The 18,188-nt window shown below is 69.5% G+C and carries 24 protein-coding genes; 19 read left to right on the top strand and 5 right to left on the bottom strand.

Going from position 1 to position 18,188, the window contains the following annotated elements; translation table 11 throughout:
* Window positions 1-34 precede the first annotated feature (34 nt).
* A complete protein-coding gene (locus D9V41_RS06365) occupies window positions 35-1,021 on the top strand; it encodes a DUF3048 domain-containing protein (protein WP_166375938.1) in 987 nt (328 codons plus the stop codon).
* Here the strand turns inward: D9V41_RS06365 and D9V41_RS06370 are convergent.
* Window positions 1,008-1,784: a MerR family transcriptional regulator gene (locus tag D9V41_RS06370; protein WP_166375939.1), complete on the bottom strand. Its 777-nt coding sequence runs from the start codon at window positions 1,782-1,784 to the stop codon at window positions 1,008-1,010. The genes D9V41_RS06365 and D9V41_RS06370 overlap by 14 nt on opposite strands.
* A 74-nt stretch (window positions 1,785-1,858) precedes the next feature.
* Between D9V41_RS06370 and D9V41_RS06375 the strand changes: the two genes are divergently transcribed.
* The 6 genes from D9V41_RS06375 to D9V41_RS06400 all read left to right on the top strand — a co-directional run bounded on the left by D9V41_RS06375 (window position 1,859) and on the right by D9V41_RS06400 (window position 7,002).
* A complete protein-coding gene (locus D9V41_RS06375; RefSeq protein ID WP_121793690.1) occupies window positions 1,859-2,416 on the top strand; it encodes a YqgE/AlgH family protein in 558 nt (185 codons plus the stop codon).
* Between the two features lie 45 nt (window positions 2,417-2,461).
* On the top strand, window positions 2,462-2,728 hold the full coding sequence (locus tag D9V41_RS06380; protein WP_121793691.1) for a DUF3039 domain-containing protein: 267 nt from the start codon (window positions 2,462-2,464) through the stop codon (window positions 2,726-2,728).
* A complete protein-coding gene (locus D9V41_RS06385) occupies window positions 2,725-4,422 on the top strand; it encodes a DEAD/DEAH box helicase (RefSeq protein ID WP_243697168.1) in 1,698 nt (565 codons plus the stop codon). Before D9V41_RS06380 ends, D9V41_RS06385 begins: the two co-directional genes overlap by 4 nt.
* 36 nt (window positions 4,423-4,458) lie before the next feature.
* Entirely contained in the window at window positions 4,459-5,412 is a 954-nt protein-coding gene (locus D9V41_RS06390; protein WP_121793692.1) for an alpha/beta hydrolase, read from the top strand.
* Window positions 5,413-5,447: 35 nt separating this feature from the next.
* On the top strand, window positions 5,448-6,485 hold the full coding sequence (locus tag D9V41_RS06395) for an LLM class flavin-dependent oxidoreductase (protein WP_121793693.1): 1,038 nt from the start codon (window positions 5,448-5,450) through the stop codon (window positions 6,483-6,485).
* Window positions 6,486-6,555: 70 nt separating this feature from the next.
* Window positions 6,556-7,002, top strand: coding sequence for an Ig-like domain repeat protein (locus D9V41_RS06400; protein WP_121793694.1), 447 nt, complete (start codon window positions 6,556-6,558; stop codon window positions 7,000-7,002).
* 5 nt (window positions 7,003-7,007) lie between these two features.
* Here the strand turns inward: D9V41_RS06400 and D9V41_RS06405 are convergent, their stop codons facing one another.
* Window positions 7,008-7,634 (bottom strand): TetR/AcrR family transcriptional regulator, encoded by a 627-nt coding sequence (locus D9V41_RS06405; protein WP_133434128.1) that lies wholly within the window; start codon window positions 7,632-7,634, stop codon window positions 7,008-7,010.
* Window positions 7,635-7,669: 35 nt separating this feature from the next.
* On the opposite strand from D9V41_RS06405, the gene D9V41_RS06410 reads away from it, so the two are divergent.
* On the top strand, window positions 7,670-8,116 hold the full coding sequence (locus tag D9V41_RS06410; protein ID WP_121793696.1) for a DUF4345 domain-containing protein: 447 nt from the start codon (window positions 7,670-7,672) through the stop codon (window positions 8,114-8,116).
* On the opposite strand, the gene D9V41_RS06415 is transcribed toward D9V41_RS06410, so the two are convergent.
* Both D9V41_RS06415 and D9V41_RS06420 read right to left on the bottom strand, forming a co-directional pair.
* On the bottom strand, window positions 8,113-8,673 hold the full coding sequence (locus D9V41_RS06415; protein WP_121793697.1) for an isochorismatase family protein: 561 nt from the start codon (window positions 8,671-8,673) through the stop codon (window positions 8,113-8,115). The two genes, D9V41_RS06410 and D9V41_RS06415, sit on opposite strands and share 4 nt — an antisense overlap.
* 1 nt (window position 8,674) lies before the next feature.
* The gene (locus tag D9V41_RS06420; RefSeq protein WP_243697169.1) at window positions 8,675-9,982 is read right to left on the bottom strand and encodes a nicotinate phosphoribosyltransferase; all 1,308 of its coding nucleotides are present in this window, start codon (window positions 9,980-9,982) and stop codon (window positions 8,675-8,677) included.
* A 60-nt stretch (window positions 9,983-10,042) separates the two neighbouring features.
* On the opposite strand from D9V41_RS06420, the gene clpS reads away from it, so the two are divergent.
* The 11 genes from clpS (at window position 10,043) to rdgB (ending at window position 17,063) form a co-directional block, all read left to right on the top strand.
* Window positions 10,043-10,363, top strand: a complete 321-nt coding sequence (gene clpS / locus D9V41_RS06425; RefSeq protein WP_424922787.1) for an ATP-dependent Clp protease adapter ClpS — start codon at window positions 10,043-10,045, stop codon at window positions 10,361-10,363.
* Entirely contained in the window at window positions 10,360-10,926 is a 567-nt protein-coding gene (locus tag D9V41_RS06430) for a DUF2017 domain-containing protein (RefSeq protein WP_121793700.1), read from the top strand. Before clpS ends, D9V41_RS06430 begins: the two co-directional genes overlap by 4 nt.
* Before the next feature lie 71 nt (window positions 10,927-10,997).
* Window positions 10,998-11,462 (top strand): M67 family metallopeptidase, encoded by a 465-nt coding sequence (locus D9V41_RS06435; RefSeq protein WP_121793701.1) that lies wholly within the window; start codon window positions 10,998-11,000, stop codon window positions 11,460-11,462.
* Window positions 11,462-11,740 carry a MoaD family protein gene (locus tag D9V41_RS06440; RefSeq protein ID WP_121793702.1) on the top strand — a complete coding sequence of 93 codons (279 nt, stop codon included), beginning with the start codon at window positions 11,462-11,464 and terminating at the stop codon, window positions 11,738-11,740. Before D9V41_RS06435 ends, D9V41_RS06440 begins: the two co-directional genes overlap by 1 nt.
* Window positions 11,691-12,692, top strand: a complete 1,002-nt coding sequence (locus tag D9V41_RS06445) for a PLP-dependent cysteine synthase family protein (protein WP_121793703.1) — start codon at window positions 11,691-11,693, stop codon at window positions 12,690-12,692. Before D9V41_RS06440 ends, D9V41_RS06445 begins: the two co-directional genes overlap by 50 nt.
* 29 nt (window positions 12,693-12,721) lie before the next feature.
* Window positions 12,722-13,066: a hypothetical protein gene (locus tag D9V41_RS06450; RefSeq protein WP_121793704.1), complete on the top strand. Its 345-nt coding sequence runs from the start codon at window positions 12,722-12,724 to the stop codon at window positions 13,064-13,066.
* Between the two features lie 39 nt (window positions 13,067-13,105).
* Entirely contained in the window at window positions 13,106-14,083 is a 978-nt protein-coding gene (locus D9V41_RS06455; protein WP_121793705.1) for a ribose-phosphate diphosphokinase, read from the top strand.
* A 62-nt stretch (window positions 14,084-14,145) separates the two neighbouring features.
* Window positions 14,146-14,952, top strand: coding sequence for a glutamate racemase (gene murI, locus D9V41_RS06460; protein ID WP_121793706.1), 807 nt, complete (start codon window positions 14,146-14,148; stop codon window positions 14,950-14,952).
* Window positions 14,949-15,713: an MBL fold metallo-hydrolase gene (locus D9V41_RS06465; protein WP_121793707.1), complete on the top strand. Its 765-nt coding sequence runs from the start codon at window positions 14,949-14,951 to the stop codon at window positions 15,711-15,713. The genes murI and D9V41_RS06465 overlap by 4 nt, the downstream gene beginning before the upstream one ends.
* Window positions 15,714-15,738: 25 nt before the next feature.
* Window positions 15,739-16,458 carry a ribonuclease PH gene (rph, locus tag D9V41_RS06470; protein WP_121793708.1) on the top strand — a complete coding sequence of 240 codons (720 nt, stop codon included), beginning with the start codon at window positions 15,739-15,741 and terminating at the stop codon, window positions 16,456-16,458.
* Window positions 16,455-17,063, top strand: coding sequence for an RdgB/HAM1 family non-canonical purine NTP pyrophosphatase (gene rdgB / locus D9V41_RS06475; RefSeq protein WP_121793709.1), 609 nt, complete (start codon window positions 16,455-16,457; stop codon window positions 17,061-17,063). The genes rph and rdgB overlap by 4 nt, the downstream gene beginning before the upstream one ends.
* Here rdgB and D9V41_RS06480 read toward each other — a convergent pair.
* A partial coding sequence (locus tag D9V41_RS06480) for an HNH endonuclease signature motif containing protein (protein ID WP_133434129.1) occupies window positions 17,053-18,188 on the bottom strand: 1,136 nt, incomplete at its 5' end. The two genes, rdgB and D9V41_RS06480, sit on opposite strands and share 11 nt — an antisense overlap.

Raw genomic sequence — 18,188 nt, forward strand, 5'->3', positions numbered from 1 at the left:
GGTGGAGAACCGGGCGTCATGCATGCTGGCGTCTATGAAGTTGCGCGCGACGGTGTCGATGTTGGCTGCCGCGGTCGTGTTGACCGCCTGCTCCTCGGGGGACGACGACACCACCGATGACCCGAACCAGAAGGACGGCTCGGAACTCGTCCAGATCTCCCCGCTCACCGGCGAGCGCCTCGAAGGCGGCTTGCCCGATCACGCCCCCTTCGCGGTGAAGATCGACAACACCAGTTCGGCGGCGCCCCAGACCGGCCTGGACCAGGCCGACCTCGTGGTCGAGGAGACGGTCGAGGGCGGTGCCACCCGACTCGCTGCCATCTTCTACTCGCAGATGCCCGAGTCCGTCGGCCACGTGCGCTCGGTGCGCGCCACCGACATCGGCATCGCCAAGCCCGCGAGCGCGCACATCGTCGCGTCCGGCGGTGCTCCGCAGACCTTCGACCGTCTGCGTGAGGCCGAGGTGCCCATCGTGAGCGAGGACGGTGGTGCCGGCGGGTTCAGCCGTGAGCCGGGCAAGGCGGCCCCGTACAACGTACTCGTGAACCTGCGGCACCTCACCGAGCAGATCGGCCCGGTCCGCCCGTCCGTTCCGTACCTGCCCTGGGCTGAGACGGCGGAGGAAGCCACGCCGGCTCCCACGCCGGTGACCGCGGCGTCGGTGCGGTTCTCCAACTTCCACACGACCGAGTGGACGCACGGCGAGGGCGGCTGGACCCGTGCCAACGGTCTCGCGCAGCCCGAGTTCGCGGCTCGCAATCTCCTCGTCCTGTTCGCCGACGAGGTGGACGCCGGTTACCGCGACCCGGCAGGCAACGCCGTGCCGGAGACGAACTTCGTGGGCTCCGGCCGGGCCGTGGTGTTCGCCGGCGGCGGCGTCATCGAGGGCACCTGGTCCAAACAGGACCACGCCTCGCAGATCCAGCTCGCTGACGCTGAAGGCAACCCGATCGGATTGGCGCCCGGCAAATCCTGGATCGAGCTGGTGAACAACTCGACCGCCGACGTCAACTGGCGCTAGCGGAACCCTCGGGGCCGGACTCGCCCATCTGCTGGAGCTTGTCGCCGACCTCGATCTCGATCGACTCCTGCAGCTCGCTGCGGAACAACGCGAGGATGACCTGGCTGGCGATCGGCAGCAGTTCCTCGACAGCACCGAAGACCCGCGGCCACTCGTTCTCGGGAAGCCCCTGGTCGACGAACGGCTGCACGATCTCGTCGGAGACGCGCTCGACCAGGTGATCGGCGATGGCGCGCAGGTGCTCGCGCAGGATCGGGACGGCGTCGATGACGGTCTCGGGAGCGAGGCCCAAGGCGACGGCGGCGGCGCCGGGGCGCACGACCTGCGGATCGAGGATGCGCAAGGTGCGCTCGTCCACCCGCTCGACCAGACCCAGTTCGGCCAGGGCGTCGATCAGCGGATCGGCGTGCTGGACGTTGGCGAGGGCGGCGAGGTCGTCGGGCGACATGAGCACGCTCGGATCGTCACCGCCGCTGTGCCCGAGCAGGGTCATCAGTTCGAGCGCGTGACCGGGTGCCGTGGTCGGCGATTTGACGATCGCATCCTCGACCGCTGCGAGCGTGAACCCGCGGTCGAGCAGCTGGCGGATGAGCTGGAGCCGCTGCAGGTGGGAGCGGTTGTAGTACCCCGTGCGCCCCTCGAGCCGCGGTGGATCGATGAGTCCGCGGCTGGCGTAGGCGCGCACATTGCGCACCGTCATGTTGGCGCGCGAAGCGAGCTCGTCGACGGTGAACTCCTCGGCATTCGACGTGGGTTCACGCATGGGCGACAGCATAGGCGACGGCTCGTCACGCCCGTCATCCGCCGAACGTGGTCGTGCAGGGGCATCATGGAGTCATGAGTACCGTCGACGTCCGCGGACGACTACTCGTCGCCGCGCCCGCCATCGAAGGCGGACTGTTCTATCGCAGCGTCGTGTACATGCTCGATCACGACGCCGAGGGCGCGGTCGGCGTCATCGTCAACCGTCCGCTCGACTCCGGCGTCGACGAGGTCCTGCCCGAGTGGGGAGACGCCGTCAACGCGCCCGGATGCCTGTTCAACGGAGGGCCGGTCTCCACCGACGCCGCGCTCGCGGTCGGGGTGATCGGCGCGGCGAGCCTCGTCCCGAGCGGCTGGCGTCCGACGTACGGCCGCGTCGGTCTGGTCGACCTCACCGGTCCGGTCCCGCCCCACGGCACGCTGCAGGGCCTGCGGATCTTCGCCGGCTACGCCGGCTGGGATGCGGGCCAGCTCGAAGAGGAACTCGACGAGGGGTCTTGGGTCGTCGTCGACGCCGAGGAGGGCGACCTGCTCTCGGCGACGCCGGAACTGCTGTGGTCGAGCGTGTTGCGGCGTCAGGACGACGACCTGCGGCTGTTGTCCACGTATCCGGAGGATCCGACGTTCAACTGACGCGCGCTGCTAGGAGCGTGGGTGGCTCATGCCTAGGATGGGTGCGTGGGATTCTTCGGACGCGGGACGCAGACCGTTCACGACGAGCGCACGGAGCAGCGCACCGATCACGGTGACCACGAGCGCTTCAGCCACTACGTGCCCAAGGACAAGCTGACCGAGGCGATGGTCATGGGCACGCCGGTGGTCGCGCTCTGCGGCAAGGTGTGGGTGCCCAGCCGCGATCCGCAGCGTTACCCCGTGTGCCCGGAGTGCAAGGAGATCTGGGACTCCTTGCGCGACGAAGACGGCGACGAAGACGACGCGCAGTGAGCTCCGGCCAGCGCCTCCGGGCCTGGCAGCGCGAAGCACTCGAGCAGTACCAGCGCACGCAGCCGCGTGACTTCCTCACGGTGGCGACGCCCGGCGCCGGTAAGACGACCTTCGCGCTGACCATCGCCGCGGACCTCCTGCACCGCCGTGTCGTCGAGCGGATCGTCGTGATCGCGCCGACCGAGCACCTCAAGACGCAGTGGGCGCTGAGCGCCGCGTCCATGGGCATCTCGCTCGATCCCGACCTCTCGGGTGCGCTCGCCCCGCAGTTCCAGGGCTACGCCGTGACCTACGCCGGCATCGCGACCAATCCGATCGCGCACCGCGTGCGGGTCGAGCGTCAGCGCACGCTGGTCATCCTCGACGAGATCCACCACGCCGGCGATGCGCTCAGCTGGGGTGAAGCGGTGCAGGAGGCGTGCGAGCCGGCCGAGCGACGACTCGCGCTCACCGGTACACCGTTCCGGTCCGACGACAATCCGATTCCGTTCGTCACGTACGCGCCGCAGAGCGACGGCTCGATCGCGAGCGTCGCCGATTACGCCTACGGCTACGGTTCCGCGCTCCGCGACGGCGTCGTCCGACCGGTGCTCTTCATGGCGTACTCCGGCCAGATGCAGTGGCGCACGAGCGCAGGCGACGAAGTCACCGCACGGCTCGGCGAGCCGCTCACGCGCGATCAGACGGCGCAAGCTCTGCGGACCGCCCTCGACCCGCAAGGCTCGTGGATTCCGGCAGTGCTCCAGGCCGCGCACCGGCGTCTGCAGGAGGTGCGGCGCGACATCCCGGACGCCGGGGGCCTGGTCATCGCGACCGACCAGACCGCGGCGCGCGCCTACGCGGCGTTGCTGCGCGACCTCACCGGCACCGATCCGACGTTGGTACTGTCCGACGAGGCCGGATCGAGCGCGCGGATCGCGGAGTTCTCGGCGAACAGCGACCCGTGGATGGTGGCGGTGCGCATGGTCAGCGAGGGGGTCGACGTGCCCCGTCTCGCCGTCGGCGTCTACGCCACCACGACCGCGACACCCCTGTTCTTCGCGCAGGCCGTCGGCCGCTTCGTCCGGGCTCGGCGCCGCGGCGAGACGGCGTCGATCTTCGTGCCGAGCGTGCCCGGGCTGCTCGGTCTGGCCGCCGATCTGGAAGCCGAGCGCGATCACGTCATCGGGCGGCCCGTGAAGGACGAGGACGACCTCTTCGCGGCGGAGGCGGAGATGCTCGCACGGGCGCAGCGCGAGGAGCCGGCGATGCCCGAGGAACTCGGCACCTACCGCGCCCTGGGCAGCGAGGCGGCGTTCGACCGGGTGGTCTACGACGGTGGCGAGTTCGGTTACGACGCCATCGCCGACGACCCCGAGGAGCTGGACTTCCTCGGCATTCCGGGTCTGCTCGAACCCGACCAGGTCGCCGAGTTGCTGCGGTCCGCACGGTCGAAGAAGGCGCGCGAGGAGCTGGCGCAGCGCCAGGAGACGGTCGAGATCGAGCGGGATGTGGCCTTCGAACGCCGCGCGGAACTGCGACGCGAGCTCAACTCGCTCGTCGCCGCGTGGCATCACCGCACCGGCACTCCGCACGGGGTCGTGCACAACAAGCTGCGATCCGAGTGCGGCGGCCCGCCGGCCGCGGCGGCGACCGCGGAGCAGTTGCAGCGGCGCATCGACCGTCTGCGCGAATGGGCATTGCGCGCGAGTTGACCCCCGCACCGGCGCCGAGTCGCTAAGGTGGCGCGCATGAGCGTGCGCGTGCGTCTCCTGGGCCAGATCCTCAATCGGGTGACCCAACCGATCGAGGAGGTCACCGACCACGCGGCGAACCGAGCGAAACGTCTGGCCGTGCAGCGCTCCGCGGTCGGCCAGCGCGTGTTCGGGCGGCCCGACCGGCGCGTGACGGTCGAGGAGCTCGACGTCACCCTCCCGGGCCGCACCCTTCCCGCGCTCGTGTACCGCCCGCCGGCGGTGGGCGATGGTCCACGTCCGCTCGTCGTGAACTATCACGGCGGCGGATGGGTCCAGGGCAACACCGAGCAGTCCGGCTGGCTGGCCAGCCGTGTAGCCGCCCGCACCGGCGCGGTGGTCGTCTCGCCGTCGTACCGCTTCGCGCCGGAGCATCCGTTTCCGGCGGCGGTGGACGACGCGTGGGAGACGCTGCGCTGGCTCGTCGGCCATGCCACCGCGCTGGGCATCGACCCCGAGCGCGTCGCCGTCATGGGCGACAGCGCGGGCGGCAACCTCGCGGCGGTCACGGCTCTCACCAGCCGCGACGAGGGCGATCCCCGGCTTCGTGCCCAGGTGCTCATCTACCCCGCCGTGGAGATGTACGAGAAGTACGCCTCCGAGCTGCGCATGCCCAACGCGCCGGTGCTGACGTCCGCCAACATGCGGACCTTCGTGCAGCTCTACCTGCAGGACGCCTACGGGACCGACGACTGGCGTGCTTCGCCGCTGCGAGCGACGAAGCACGAGGACCTGCCCGCGGCCTTCATCCTCACTGCGGAGTTCGATCCCTTGCTGGACAACGGCAGCCGGTACCGGGACGCGCTGCAGCGCGCCGGCGTCCCGGTGCGCTATCGGATGTACCCCGACGCGATCCACGGGTTCGTCAGTCTGCCCGGTCTCGTCGGCACACCGGCCCGCCAGGCTCTCGACGACATCACCGACTTCCTCGCCGAGCGGTTGGCACCCTGATCCGCGCGGCTTGGCGCCAGTGGGACAGTTGAGGCGTGAAGCTCTCGGTTCTGGATCTCGTTCCCGTCCGCAGCGATCAGACCACCGGCGACGCCTTCGCCGCGACGGTCGAGCTGGTCCAAGCGGCCGATGCGCTCGGTTACGAGCGGTACTGGGTGGCCGAGCACCACAACATGCCGGCCGTCGCCGCGACCTCGCCGCCGGTGCTCATCGCCCAGCTCGCCGCTCGCACGGAGCGGATTCGGATCGGATCGGGCGGGGTGATGCTGCCCAACCACGCGCCGCTGGCGGTCGCCGAGCAGTTCGCCCTCCTCGAGGCCGCTCACCCGGGCCGGATCGATCTCGGCATCGGTCGCGCGCCCGGCTCCGACCCCGTCACGTCGTGGGCATTGCGCGGTGCCGCCGGGCGGGACGATTCCGACATCGAGAAGTTCCCGCAGTATCTCGACGACGTCATGGCGCTCATGGGCACCGAGGGTGTGCGGGTGCCGATCCCGCGTGAGCAGTACGTCCTCAAGGCCACGCCCGCCGCCACCAGCCGGCCGCGGCTGTGGCTGCTCGGCTCGTCGATGTACTCGGCGCACCTGGCGGCGGCCAAGGGCCTTCCCTATGTGTTCGCGCACCACTTCTCGGGCCAGGGGACGGACGAGGCGCTGGCCACGTACCGCCGAGAGTTCCGCCCCAGCGATCAGTGCGAGCAGCCCACGACGTTCCTGACCGTCAACGCCGTGGTCGCCGACACGACCGAGGAGGCCGCGGCCCTCGCGCTACCCAACCTGCTCACCATGGCGCGCTTGCGCACGCGCAAGCCGCTCATCCCGTTGCAGCTCGTCGAGGAAGCCGAGGCGATGGAGCTGACCGAGGTGGAGGAGGAGATCGTGGAGTCCGGGCTCGCCCGCACGGTGTACGGCACTCCCGAGCAGGCGGCGCGACAGGTGCGTGAGCTGGCCGGGCGCTTCGACGTCGACGAGGTCATGATCAACCCCGTCGCTTCGGTCCGTCAGGGCACGGACCCGGCCACGGCCCCGGCGCGGGAGCAGACCCTGCGCCTGCTCGCCGACGCGCTGGGCTGATCGCGCAGAGTTCGGGCGGTGTTCACGCACGCGTGCGTGCCCGTTCGCCCGCCGCGGCGACGCTGACGGCATGACTGTTGCACGTCGTTCGTTCGCCACCTCGTCGTCGCGACTCGGCATCGTTCTCGCAACATCGGGAGCTGCCGCCGTCGTCGCCGCGGCCGCTTTCACCGTGCAACCGAGGGTGGCCACCGGCACCGCCGCCGATCTCGTGCCGGCCTCGGACAGCACCGTCCCTTCGACCACCAGCGTGCACGCCTTGACGCCGTCCATCGAGGCGGGCGAGACCGTCCGGGTCGCGGCCGGCGTGGCCGCCCGAGGAACCCGGCCCGAGGGCAGGGTCGAGTTGCAGGTGGGGGACCAGACCGTCACTCGTGATCTCTCGGTCGGCACCGCGGTCGCCGGAGTCCGCGTCGACGATCCCGGCACCGTACGCGTGCAGGCGCGCTACCTCGGCGGCAACGGCGCGACGGGTTCGTGGAGTGAACCCGTCGACGTCGTCGTGCAGCCGCGGTGACGGTGTCATTGGCTCGCGCCACTGTCTAATATCGGGGGATCCCCGCGTCGTGCGAGCGTTGCGATCGCGCTCTCGCACCAAGCGTCGAGGAAGCGTTCCTCGGTGAGACCGGCAGGTGAGTCGCCGAAGGTCCACCGGTTGCGCATGAAGTTGACGATCGGCCCGGTCAGCACGACGGCCAGTGCTTCGGCGTCGGCCTCGTCGTCCAACCACGGGGAGATGATTCGGCGCGCCTGGTGGACCGCCTCGTCGATGACCCCCGTGCGAAATCGTTCGCGCAACTCAGGCACGCGTTCCCCCTCGCGTTCGAAGATCCTCGAGAGGTCGCGCGTCGATTCCATGAGCGCCAGCATCAGTTCGGCCATCTGGCGGAGCTGCTCAGCGAGCGGGAGATGACTCACCAGCGGCGCAAGGTCGCCGGAGGCTCGCACCGCTGCGACGTGTTCGTCGAGCACCGCTTCGAGGAGAGCTTGTTTCGACGGAAAGTGTCGGTACATCGCCCCGCGGCGCGGCGCCAGGCCCGCTGCCTTCTCGATCGCACCCACGGAGGTCGCCGCGTAGCCCTGCTGGGCGAACAGCGTCATGGCTTCCTCGACGAGACGCCGGCTGGTAGCGTGCCGCTCAGTAATCACGTGATTACTGTAGTGGTCTACCGACGGAGTCGCCCATGAACCCACCGAATCCGACGACGCCTTCGGCGCTGCGAACCGGCCTGCGGGTGGTCGCTGCAGTGCCGCTCATCACGGGCGCCGCTGCGGCAGTACTGGGCCCGGAGTTCCTGCCGGGCGCCCAAGGCCACGTCGAAGCCAACCTGGCGCAGGAGTTCCGGTTCTTCGCCGTCTGGTGGATGGCGGTCTCGGTCTATCTGTGGTTCCTCGCCGACCGCGTGGAATCCGCCAGGCGAGAGTTCGCGATCGTCTGTGGGGTCCTCTTCGCCTCTGGCCTCGCGCGCTGGGCGTCGTTCGCGACGCACGGCTGGCCGCATCCGATGTTCGTCGCGCTGGCGGCGGTCGAGGTCGCCCTCCCGCTGCCGCTGGTGCTGCTCCACCGCCGGGTCGCCGAGCATGCGGCACGCAGACGATCACCTTCCTCGACGCCGGCCTCGTACAACTAGCGGGTGGCGATACCCGCCTCGGACCACTCCGCCTCCACGCGCGAGATGTTGTCCGGGGACACCGCGGCGACGTAGTCGCGCAGCACGGTGACCTCGAGCCCCGCGGACGCCGCGTCCAGCGCCGTCGCGCGCACGCAGTGATCGGTCGCGATGCCGACGATGTCCACGGCGTCGATCCCGTGCGCCTGCAGGTAGGTCGTGAGGTCGGTTCCCGTCGAGGTGACGCCCTCGAACCCCGAGTAGGCCGCGGCGTACTCGCCCTTGTCGAAGACGGCATCGAAGAGCCGGGTCGTCAGCGGAGCGTGCAGATCGGCGCCCGGGGTCCCCACGACGCAGTGCGGCGGCCAGGAGTCGACGTAGTCGGGGGTGTCGGAGAAGTGATCGCCGGGGTCGATGTGGTGATCGCGGGTCGCCACGACGGTGGCGTACTCGTCACGCGACCGGTCGATGAGGTCGTGCACGTCCGCGGCGACCTGCGCTCCGCCCGCCACCGCGAGTGAACCGCCCTCGCAGAAGTCGTTCTGGACGTCGACGACGATGAGTGCCTTGGTGGTCATGTCAGTGCTCCTCGTAGATAGTCGGGAGGGCCGGGTCGCCCTTGCTCAGCCGCAAGGCGCCCGGAGGGAGTTCGTCGATGGCGGATCGGAAGTGTCGCCGCGCGTCGTCCAGCGAGCCGCGGTCGACGCGTTCGCCCTTGGCGACGAGGGGGACGAGCAGGGTCCGGTCGTCGTGATCGGTGTCGGGCTGCTCGCCGACGCCGATGACCTCGGCGGTCGCGACACCCCGCTCGTCGCGGCGCCGGACGGCGAACTTCCGGCCCCCGACGGAGGTCTTGTCCTTGCTCTTCTTGGCCACCGAGATCAGTGATCCGTCCGCACCCTCGCGCGCGACCAGCTTGTAGACGAAGCCGCTCGTGGGCACTCCCGACCCGGTGACCAACGACGTACCGACGCCGTAGCCGTCGACCGGGGCCACGGCGAGCGCGGCGATGGCGTACTCGTCGAGATCGCTCGTGACGGTGATGCGCGTCGACGTGGCGCCGAGATCGTCGAGTTGGGCTCGCACGCTCGCCGCCACCTGCGCGAGGTCGCCGGAGTCGAGACGCACGGCGCCGAGGTCGAGGCCGCCGGCGGCGATGGCGTTGCGCACGCCCTCGGCGATGTCGTACGTGTCGACGAGCAGGGTGGTGCCGGAGCCGAGCGCCGCCACCTGCGCGTCGAACGCCTCACGTTCGGAGTCGTGGACGAGGGTGAAGGAGTGCGCCGCGGTGCCCGTGGTCGGGATGCCGTAGGCGCGGCCCGCCTCCAGATTGGACGTGGCCGCGAAGCCTGCGACGTAAGCCGCGCGCGCGGCCGCCACCGCCGACCATTCCTGAGTGCGTCGCGAGCCCATCTCGATACAGGGCCGATCGCCGGCGGCGGTGGTCATCCGGGCGGCAGCGGTGGCGATCGCGGAGTCGTGGTTGAGCACCGAGAGCGCGATGGTCTCGAGCACGACGCACTCGGCGAAGCTCCCCTCGACCACCAGGACGGGGGAGCCGGGGAAGTAGAGCTCACCCTCCGGGTAGCCCCACACGTCGCCGGTGAACCGGAAGTCGCGGAGCCAGTCGAGCGTGTCGTCGTCGACGACGGCCGCGTCGCGAAGGAATCGCAGCTCGTCGTCCCCGAAGCGGAAACTCTCGAGGGCCTCGAGAAACCGTCCGGTCCCGGCGACGACGCCGAACCGGCGTCCGCCGGACAGGCGTCGGGCGAACAGCTCGAACACGCTGCGCCGCCCAGCGGTGCCGTCACGCAGGGTGGCCTGGAGCATCGTGAGCTCGTAGTGGTCGGTGAGCAGGGCGGTCGACCGCCCGGTGCGCGTCCCCATGTTCTGAGAATAGGTGCCCCGCGCATAGCCGGTTTCGGTACGCGGCCCGACTCCGCAACAATGGGGAGTGTGACCGCCGCAGCCACCGGGCCCGCGCCCGCCGAGATCGCGCCCGATCCCGAGCTCGACGACATGGTCGAGCTCGAGGATCCGTGGGTGACGATCGTGTGGAACGACCCGGTCAACCTCATGTCCTATGTCGCCTTCGTCTTCCGCACGTACTTCGGGTACACGGAGGAGAAGGCCACCGAGCTCATGCTCGCCGTCCATCACGAGGGCAAGGCCGTCGTGTCGAGCGGCCGCCGCGAGGAGCAGGAGCGTCACGTGCAGGCGATGCACGAGTACGGTCTCTGGGCCACCTTGGAAAGGAGCGAGCTGTGAAGCCGTTCGTACGGCGGCGGCAGACCGTCGTGGGCGTGTTCGAGCAGAACGAGGCGCAGCTCATGGCGAACCTGACCGCCCAAGTGGTCGAACTGCTGCGCGACCGCAACGGGCCGCCGGAGTCGTCGGCCGATCCGCTCGCGGCGATGGTCGGGATGTCCGGTCCGGTCCAGCCGCCCGAGGACCCGGTCCTCGCCCGGCTGCTGCCCGATGCCTATCGCGATGACCCCGAGGACGCCGCCGAGTTCCGTCGCTACACCGAACAGGCACTGACCTCGACCAAGGTCGCCAATGCCGAGACCGTCATCAGTACCCTCGCCGACGGCGGAATGTCCGAGGGCGCCCATGACGACGTCGAGGTCGAGCTCGACCAGGGCCAGGTGCTCGCGTGGCTGAGGGCGCTCACGGACGTCAGGATCGCTCTGGCGGTCAGGCTCGGGATCGACAGCGACGAGGATGCCGAACGCGTCGCCGACTCAGAGGACCCCGGCACAGCCGCGATGGCCGATGTCTACGACTGGCTCGGCTTCGTGCAGGAGACCCTCGTTCAGGCCGCCGGCTGACGCTGTGCCGTCGGGGTGTCCGCCTGGCGGTCGCCCGGCTCAGGGCTGCGCGTCGCCGATAAACTGGTGGCGTGTTGACCATCGACCGCGAGACGCACGATGCGATCGTCGCGCACGCGCGCCGCGACCATCCCGACGAGGCGTGCGGTGTCGTCGCCGGACCGATCGGCTCGGACCGGCCGGAGCGCTTCATCCCCATGCTCAACGCCGCGATGTCGCCGACGTTCTACGAGTTCGACTCCGGCGATCTGCTGAAGCTGTACCGCGAGATGGACGACAACGACGAGGAGCCCGTCGTCATCTACCACTCGCACACCTCGACCGAGGCGTACCCCTCGCGTACCGACGTCGCGCTCGCCGCCGAACCGGGTGCTCACTACGTCCTCGTCTCGACCCGCGACGGCGCCCACGAGGAGGGTGCCCCGATCGACTTCCGATCGTTCCGGATCGTCGACGGCGAGGTCACCGAGGAAGAAGTCCGCGTCGTCGAGCGTTACACCACCGGAAGCACCCCCGACGAGAAAGCAGAAGTCTGATGGCCATCGAGGTCCGCATTCCCACGATCCTGCGCACGTACACGGGCGGTGAACGTGCCGTCGAGGCCAAGGGCGACACCGTCGCCGAGCTCATCGACGACCTCGAGTCGCGCCACGACGGCATCCAGGAGCGACTGCTCGAGAACGGCGAGGCGCGCCGATTCGTCAACATCTACGTCAACGACGAGGACATCCGCTTCACCGGCGGTCTGCAGACGGCACTGTCCGATGGCGACACCGTCGTCATCCTCCCGGCGGTGGCCGGCGGCGCCCGCTGACGTGACGCGCTACGACTCGCTGGTCGACTCCGTCGGCCACACGCCGCTCGTCGGCCTGCCGTCGCTCTCGCCCTCACCCGAGGTGCGGTTGTGGGCGAAGCTCGAGGACCAGAACCCGACCGGATCGATCAAGGACCGGGCCGCGCTCGCGATGATCGAGAAGGCCGAGACCGAGGGCCGGCTCACCCCGGGCGCGACCATCCTGGAGCCGACGAGCGGCAACACCGGTATCTCCCTGGCGATGGTGGCGTCCATGCGCGGCTACCGGCTGGTGTGCGTCATGCCGGAGAACACCTCCGAGGAGCGTCGTCAGCTGCTGCGCATGTGGGGGGCGGAGATCATCGCCTCGCCCGCGGCCGGCGGTTCGAACGAGGCGGTTCGCGTCGCCAAGGGTCTCGCCCTCGAACACCCGGACTGGGTCATGCTCTACCAGTACGGCAACCCCGCCAACGCCGAGGCGCACTACCGCGGGACGGCGCCGGAGATCCACGCCGACCTGCCCGAGATCACGCATTTCGTGGGTGGTCTCGGTACCACCGGCACGCTCATGGGTGTCGGCCGGTACTTCCGCGAGCACCAGCCCGACGTGCGCATCGTCGCGGCCGAACCGCGCTATGGCGAACTGGTCTACGGGCTGCGCAATCTCGACGAGGGCTTCGTGCCCGAGCTGTACGACGAGTCGCTCATCGACTCGCGGTTCAGCGTGGGTCCGCGCGACGCCGTGCGCCGGGTGCGTGAACTCATCGCGGCCGAGGGCGTCTTCGCCGGCATCTCGACCGGGGCGATCCTGCACGCCGCTCTCGCTCAGGCGAACAAGTGCGTCAAGGCGGGGGAGCGCGCCGACATCTGCTTCGTGGTGTGCGACGGCGGGTGGAAGTATCTCTCGACCGGCGCGTACGAAGGCACCCTCGACGAGGCCGAGGATCGCCTCGACGGTCAGCTCTGGGCCTGACGTCTGCGAGCGTCGCTACGCTGACGGGCGTGAAGCGTTACGCCGGAGCGTTCGGGGTGCTCGCCGCATGGTGGCTGCTTCCCTGGCTCGTCGTCCTCGTCCTGCGATCGCAGGCCGCCACGGTCAACGCCGACGGACAGTGTTCCGGCATCGGGTTCGGCTGCAGCCTCACGCCGTACGACGGCTACACCTTCGCGATGGTCTTCTTCCTCGCGCCGCTGACCCTCGTCGCGGTGCTCTCGGCCGCACTGTGGCTCGCCCTGCGTCGCCGTCCGCTCCGTCCGGTTCGTGACGGCAGCGTCGCCGCGCTGATCGGGATCGCGTGTGCGGCGGCCGGCGGCCTCGTCGTGGCAGCCTTCGGGTTCGCGTCCTGACGTTTCGCTGAACGCACCGTGTCCACTAGCCTCAGGGGCGTGAACCAGATCGTGGTGTTCTCTGGCAGCGCTCATCCGCAGTTCGCCGACGCGATCTGCGACCACCTCGGAATTCGTCGATCGCCGGCCGACACCCAGCGTTTCAGCAACGACTGCCTGCAGGTCCAGCTGCTCGACAACTGCCGCCAGCGCGATGTCTACATCGTTCAGCCGCTCGTGCCGCCCACGCAGGATCACTTGATGGAGCTGCTCCTCATGGTGGATGCGGCCCGCGGCGCCTCCGCCGCCTCGATCACGGTCGTGATTCCGCACTACGCGTATGCGCGTTCGGACAAGAAGGACGCCTCGCGCATCTCGATCGGCGGTCGGCTCGTCGCCGATCTGCTCGCGACCGCGGGCGTCAATCGGGTCGTGACGATGACCCTCCACGCGCCGCAAGTGCACGGTTTCTTCGCCGTCCCGCTCGACCATCTGACCGGGCTCGGTGAACTCGCCGACTACTACCGCGGCACCGACCTCACCGATGCCGTCGTCGTCTCGCCCGACTTCGGCAACGCCAAGACCGCCTCGCAGTTCGCCCGGCTCCTGGGTCTTCCCGTGGCCGCCGGAAGCAAGCAGCGCAAGGGCGACGATCGGGTCGTCATCGACGCGATCGTCGGCGACGTGGCCGGCAAGCGGGCGATCGTCCTCGACGACGAGATCGCCACCGGCGGCTCCATCGTCGAGCTCGTCACGATGCTGCAGCAGCAGGGCGTCACCGATGTCTCGGTCGCTTGCACCCACGGACTGTTTACCGGCAAGGCCGTGGAGCGGTTGCGCGACCATCCGGCCATCCGCGAGGTCGTCACGACCGACACCGTGCCCGCGCCGAAGGACTGGCCGGAGCTTCGCATTCGCTCGGTCGCACCGCTGTTCGCCGAGGCGATCGCGCGCATTCACGCCGGGGAGTCGGTCTCCAGCCTGTTCGACGGCGTCGATCCCACGCACGCGCCGCCCCAGCCGAAGCTCCCGTTGTAGGCGACGCGACTCACAGCGGTTTGCTTCGCGTTCACCTGTCCGGACCCGTACTCTCGGTTGATGTGGCAGACGCACCTATCGGCATCTTCGACTCGGGCTTCGGTGGCCTGACGGTCGCTCGTGCCGTGCTGGACCAGCTGCCGCACGAGCCTGTCGTCTATCTCGGCGACACCGCGCGGCAACCCTACGGCCCCAAGCCGATCTCCGAAGTGCGCGAGTACGCACTCGACTGTCTCGACCACCTCGTCAGTCGAGGCGTCAAGGCGCTGGTGATCGCCTGCAACTCCGCGAGCGCCGCGGTGCTGCACGATGCCCGTGAGCGGTATGACGTCCCCGTCGTGGAGGTCATCGTTCCGGCCACCCGGCGAGCGGTGAACGCCACGCGCAACGGCAAGGTCGGCGTCGTCTGTACGCAGGCGACCGCCACCTCGCGCGCGTACGACGACGCCTTCGCCGCGAACCCGTCCATCGACCTGATCACGCAGGCGTGCCCGCGGTTCGTCGACTTCGTCGAAGCGGGCGTGACCGGCGGGCCCGAGCTCCTCGCCGTCGCCGAGCAGTACCTCCAGCCGGTCAAGGACGCCGGGGTGGACACCCTCGTTCTGGGGTGCACGCATTATCCGCTGCTGACCGGCGTGCTCTCGTACGTCATGGGCGACGGCGTGACGCTCGTGTCGTCGGCCGAGGAGACGGCCAAGGACGTCTACCGGTTGCTGGTCCGCGAGGAGCTCGAGCGTGACCCCTCCTTGCCGCGGCCGCAGCACCGGTTCCTCACCACCGGGCAACCCGAGGAGTTCGCCGCGCTCGGCCGACGCTTCCTCGGCCCCGAGATCGAGTCCGTCGACCAGTTCGCGTGGGTGACGGTGTGAAGCTGACGATCATCGGGTGCGCCGGCTCGTATCCCGGTCCGGACTCTGCTGCGAGCTGCTATCTGCTGGAGGCCCCGTACGAGGGCGGCGTCTTCCGGATGCTGCTCGATCTCGGCAGTGGCGCCCTCGGGCCGCTGCAGCGCTACATCGACCTTCGCGACATCGATGCGATCAGCCTCTCGCACCTGCATCCCGATCACTGCTTCGACATGAGCGGGCTGTACGTCGTGCGCAAGTACCATCCGGCCGGACCGTTGCCCCGCGTGCCGGTCTACGCCCCCGCCGGCAGCGACTGGCACCTCTCGGACGCGTACGGCACCACGAACCCGAACGGCATGACGTTGCCCTTCGAGTTCCGCGACTTCTCCGACGGCATGGAGACCACGATCGGTCCGTTCACGTTCCGGGCGATGCTCACCTCGCATCCGGTGCCGGCGTACGCGGTTCGGCTCGAGCTCGGTCACCACACCGTCGTCTACACCGGCGACACCGGGCCCATGGACGAGTTGGTGGATTTCGCTCGCGGAGCCGACCTGTTCTTGTGCGAGGCGTCGTTCGTGGAGTCCGCGAAGAACCCGCCCGAGTTGCACCTCACCGGCGCCGAGGCCGGCAAGATCGCGGCGGAGGCCGGGGTCGGCCGGCTGCTGATCACGCACATTCCCGCGTGGACCGACCGCGACGAGGTCGAGCGCGATCTGCTGTCCACGTACGACGGGCCCTACGAGCTCGTCACCGCCGGTCGGGTCTACGACCTCACCTGATCCCGGGCGCGCTACGGTCGTGTCTATGACCCGTGAGGACGGCCGCGCGCCCGATCAGCTCCGCCCCATCACCATCACCCGCCAATGGCTCGATCACGCTCAGGGCTCGTGCCTCATCGAGTTCGGTCGCACCCGCGTGCTGTGCGCGGCGAGCGCGACCGAAGGTGTGCCGCGCTGGCGCAAGGGGTCCGGTCTCGGCTGGGTGACCGCCGAGTACGCGATGCTGCCGCAGGCGACGCATGAGCGGTCGCCGCGTGAGTCGGTCAAGGGCAAGGTCGGCGGGCGCACGCACGAGATCAGCCGCCTCGTCGGCCGCTCCCTGCGCGCCGCGATCGACTACACCGCGCTCGGTGAGAACACCATCGCGATCGACTGCGACGTGCTCCAGGCCGACGGGGGCACTCGCACGGCCGCGATCACGGGTGCCTACCTCGCGCTCGCCGATGCCGTGGCGCACCTGGGCCGTGAAGGCGCCTTGCTCGGCGAACCACTGACCACCTCGGTGGCCGCAGTGAGCGTCGGCATCGTCGACGGCCAGCCGGTTCTCGACCTGCCGTACGTCGAGGACGTCCGCGCCGAGACCGACATGAACGTCGTCATGACCGGCGACGGCAAGTTCGTCGAGGTGCAAGGCACGGCCGAGGGCGCCGCGTTCGACAAGAGCGAGCTCGACGCCATGCTCGCGCTGGCGGCGCAGGGCTGCGCCGAGCTCACCGCGCTCCAGCAGGAGGCGCTGAGTCGATGAAGGTCGTGCTCGCCTCGCACAACGCCAAGAAGCTCGAGGAGTTGCATCGGATCCTCGCCCCGCTGGTCCCCGACATCGAGGTGCTCGGGCTCTCCGACGTCGCCGATTACGCCGAACCGGCCGAGACGGAGGCGACGTTCGAGGGCAACGCGCTGCTCAAGGCGCGGGCGGCGCTCGCGGCTACCGGGCTTCCGTCGCTGGCGGACGATTCGGGACTGTGCGTCGACGCGCTGAACGGCATGCCGGGCGTCCTGTCCGCGCGCTGGTCCGGCGTCCCGAAGTCGGAGGGCGGAGACGCCGCCAACAATCGGCTCCTGCTGGCGCAGCTGTCGGACGTCCCGGACGAGCGACGCGGTGGCACGTTCCGCTGCGCCATGGCGTTCTGCGCCCCCGGTGTCGAGATCGTCGAGGTGGGGGAGATGCCGGGCCGGATCCTGCGCGAAGAGCGTGGTGACGGTGGATTCGGCTACGACCCCCTGTTCGCGGCCGACGGCTACGACGTCTCGACCGCTGAGCTGAGCCGCGAGGACAAGGATGCGATCAGCCACCGCGGCCGCGCGCTGCGCGCCATCGCCCCGCGCATCGCCGAGCAGCTCAAGGGCTGACCTCGTCGGTCAGGACCGTCCCGCCGACGTGCCAGGCCCAGCCGTCGTCGTGGGGTACGGGTTCGGCGTGGCGGAAGGTTTTCAGTTTGTGGTGGTGCCGGCATAGGGCCCAGAGGTTGTCGGCGCAGGTTTGTCCGTGGGGCCAGGGTTCTCGGTGGTCGAGGTCGCAGTTGCTGGCTTTGGTGGTGCATCCGGGGTATCGGCAGGTGCCGTCGCGGTAGCGGATGGCGTTCTTGAGGTGTTCGGGTGGTGAGTAGCCCCGGTAGCTGACGGCGAGAACATTGTCGCGTTCGTCGACGAGGAGTCGGTACCAGAACGGGTCGCCGCTGGTCGCCAGGACGCGCAGGACGTTGGCGGGGAGGATCCAGTCCCGGTCGGCGCTGATCGCCGGCTGATCATCGACTCCGGCAAGGGTCGAGACCGGGACCATCACACCGATGGCGAGGCTCGGAGTCCGAGCCGGTTCGTTCTCGGGATCGATGTGATCGAGTGCGTCGACGAACAGATCGGCGCGCCGCTGCTGCAGGGTCCGGTCGTCCTCGGTCACGGCTTTCGCGGCGTGGTCGAGCCGCTGATCGATCCCCGCCAACACATAGGAGGGCAGGTTTTCGGCATACAGGCTGCCGGTGCCGTCCTCATCATGGTGGATGGTGACCGAGCGTTCGGCGACGATCTCTTCGTAGCGTTTCTCGGTCTCGTCGGGTTCGTGGCGGGCGATGAACCGCTTGACCCACTGCCGCAGCTCACCCACGGTGTGGGTAGCCGCGTACGCGACGGAGCGTTCGTCGAGCCGTTCGATGGAGCGTTCCTTCGTGAGTTTCCACGCGCCAGCCGCGATCGCCGAGACCCGCGCGGCGTCCAGTGTTCCTTCGGAGAACGCCTTCCAGACCGTCGGCAGATCATCCCGAGCGGTTTGCGCTTCGTGGATCCGGCTCGCGACCTGGTGTTCGGACCAGCCGTTGGCTTGCGCGACCAGCGACCGCACCGCCGCGAACGCGAGGTCGCGCTGCTGCGCCTCAACCTCCCGCTCGATCCTCGCCGTCTCGGCGTCGAGGAAGTCGAGCATCGACGACCAGATCCGGTGCTCGGTGCGGGCACGCTCGGCCTGCAGTTCACCCATGAAGG

Source organism: Aeromicrobium phragmitis (assembly GCF_003674095.1).
GTDB lineage: Bacteria > Actinomycetota > Actinomycetes > Propionibacteriales > Nocardioidaceae > Aeromicrobium > Aeromicrobium phragmitis.

Excerpts from the sequence above, each read along its gene's own strand:
- D9V41_RS06390 (WP_121793692.1), top strand. The coding sequence starts at position 4,459 with ATGAGCGTGCGCGTGCGTCTCCTGGGCCAGATCCTCAATCGGGTGACC.
- D9V41_RS06445 (WP_121793703.1), top strand. The coding sequence starts at position 11,691 with ATGGCGACACCGTCGTCATCCTCCCGGCGGTGGCCGGCGGCGCCCGCT.
- rdgB (WP_121793709.1), top strand. The coding sequence starts at position 16,455 with ATGAAGGTCGTGCTCGCCTCGCACAACGCCAAGAAGCTCGAGGAGTTG.
- D9V41_RS06365 (WP_166375938.1), top strand. The coding sequence starts at position 35 with ATGAAGTTGCGCGCGACGGTGTCGATGTTGGCTGCCGCGGTCGTGTTG.
- D9V41_RS06375 (WP_121793690.1), top strand. The coding sequence starts at position 1,859 with ATGAGTACCGTCGACGTCCGCGGACGACTACTCGTCGCCGCGCCCGCC.
- rph (WP_121793708.1), top strand. The coding sequence starts at position 15,739 with ATGACCCGTGAGGACGGCCGCGCGCCCGATCAGCTCCGCCCCATCACC.
- D9V41_RS06440 (WP_121793702.1), top strand. The coding sequence starts at position 11,462 with ATGGCCATCGAGGTCCGCATTCCCACGATCCTGCGCACGTACACGGGC.
- clpS (WP_424922787.1), top strand. The coding sequence starts at position 10,043 with ATGGGGAGTGTGACCGCCGCAGCCACCGGGCCCGCGCCCGCCGAGATC.
- D9V41_RS06370 (WP_166375939.1), bottom strand. The coding sequence starts at position 1,784 with ATGCGTGAACCCACGTCGAATGCCGAGGAGTTCACCGTCGACGAGCTC.
- D9V41_RS06420 (WP_243697169.1), bottom strand. The coding sequence starts at position 9,982 with ATGGGGACGCGCACCGGGCGGTCGACCGCCCTGCTCACCGACCACTAC.
- D9V41_RS06410 (WP_121793696.1), top strand. The coding sequence starts at position 7,670 with ATGAACCCACCGAATCCGACGACGCCTTCGGCGCTGCGAACCGGCCTG.
- D9V41_RS06400 (WP_121793694.1), top strand. The coding sequence starts at position 6,556 with ATGACTGTTGCACGTCGTTCGTTCGCCACCTCGTCGTCGCGACTCGGC.
- D9V41_RS06415 (WP_121793697.1), bottom strand. The coding sequence starts at position 8,673 with ATGACCACCAAGGCACTCATCGTCGTCGACGTCCAGAACGACTTCTGC.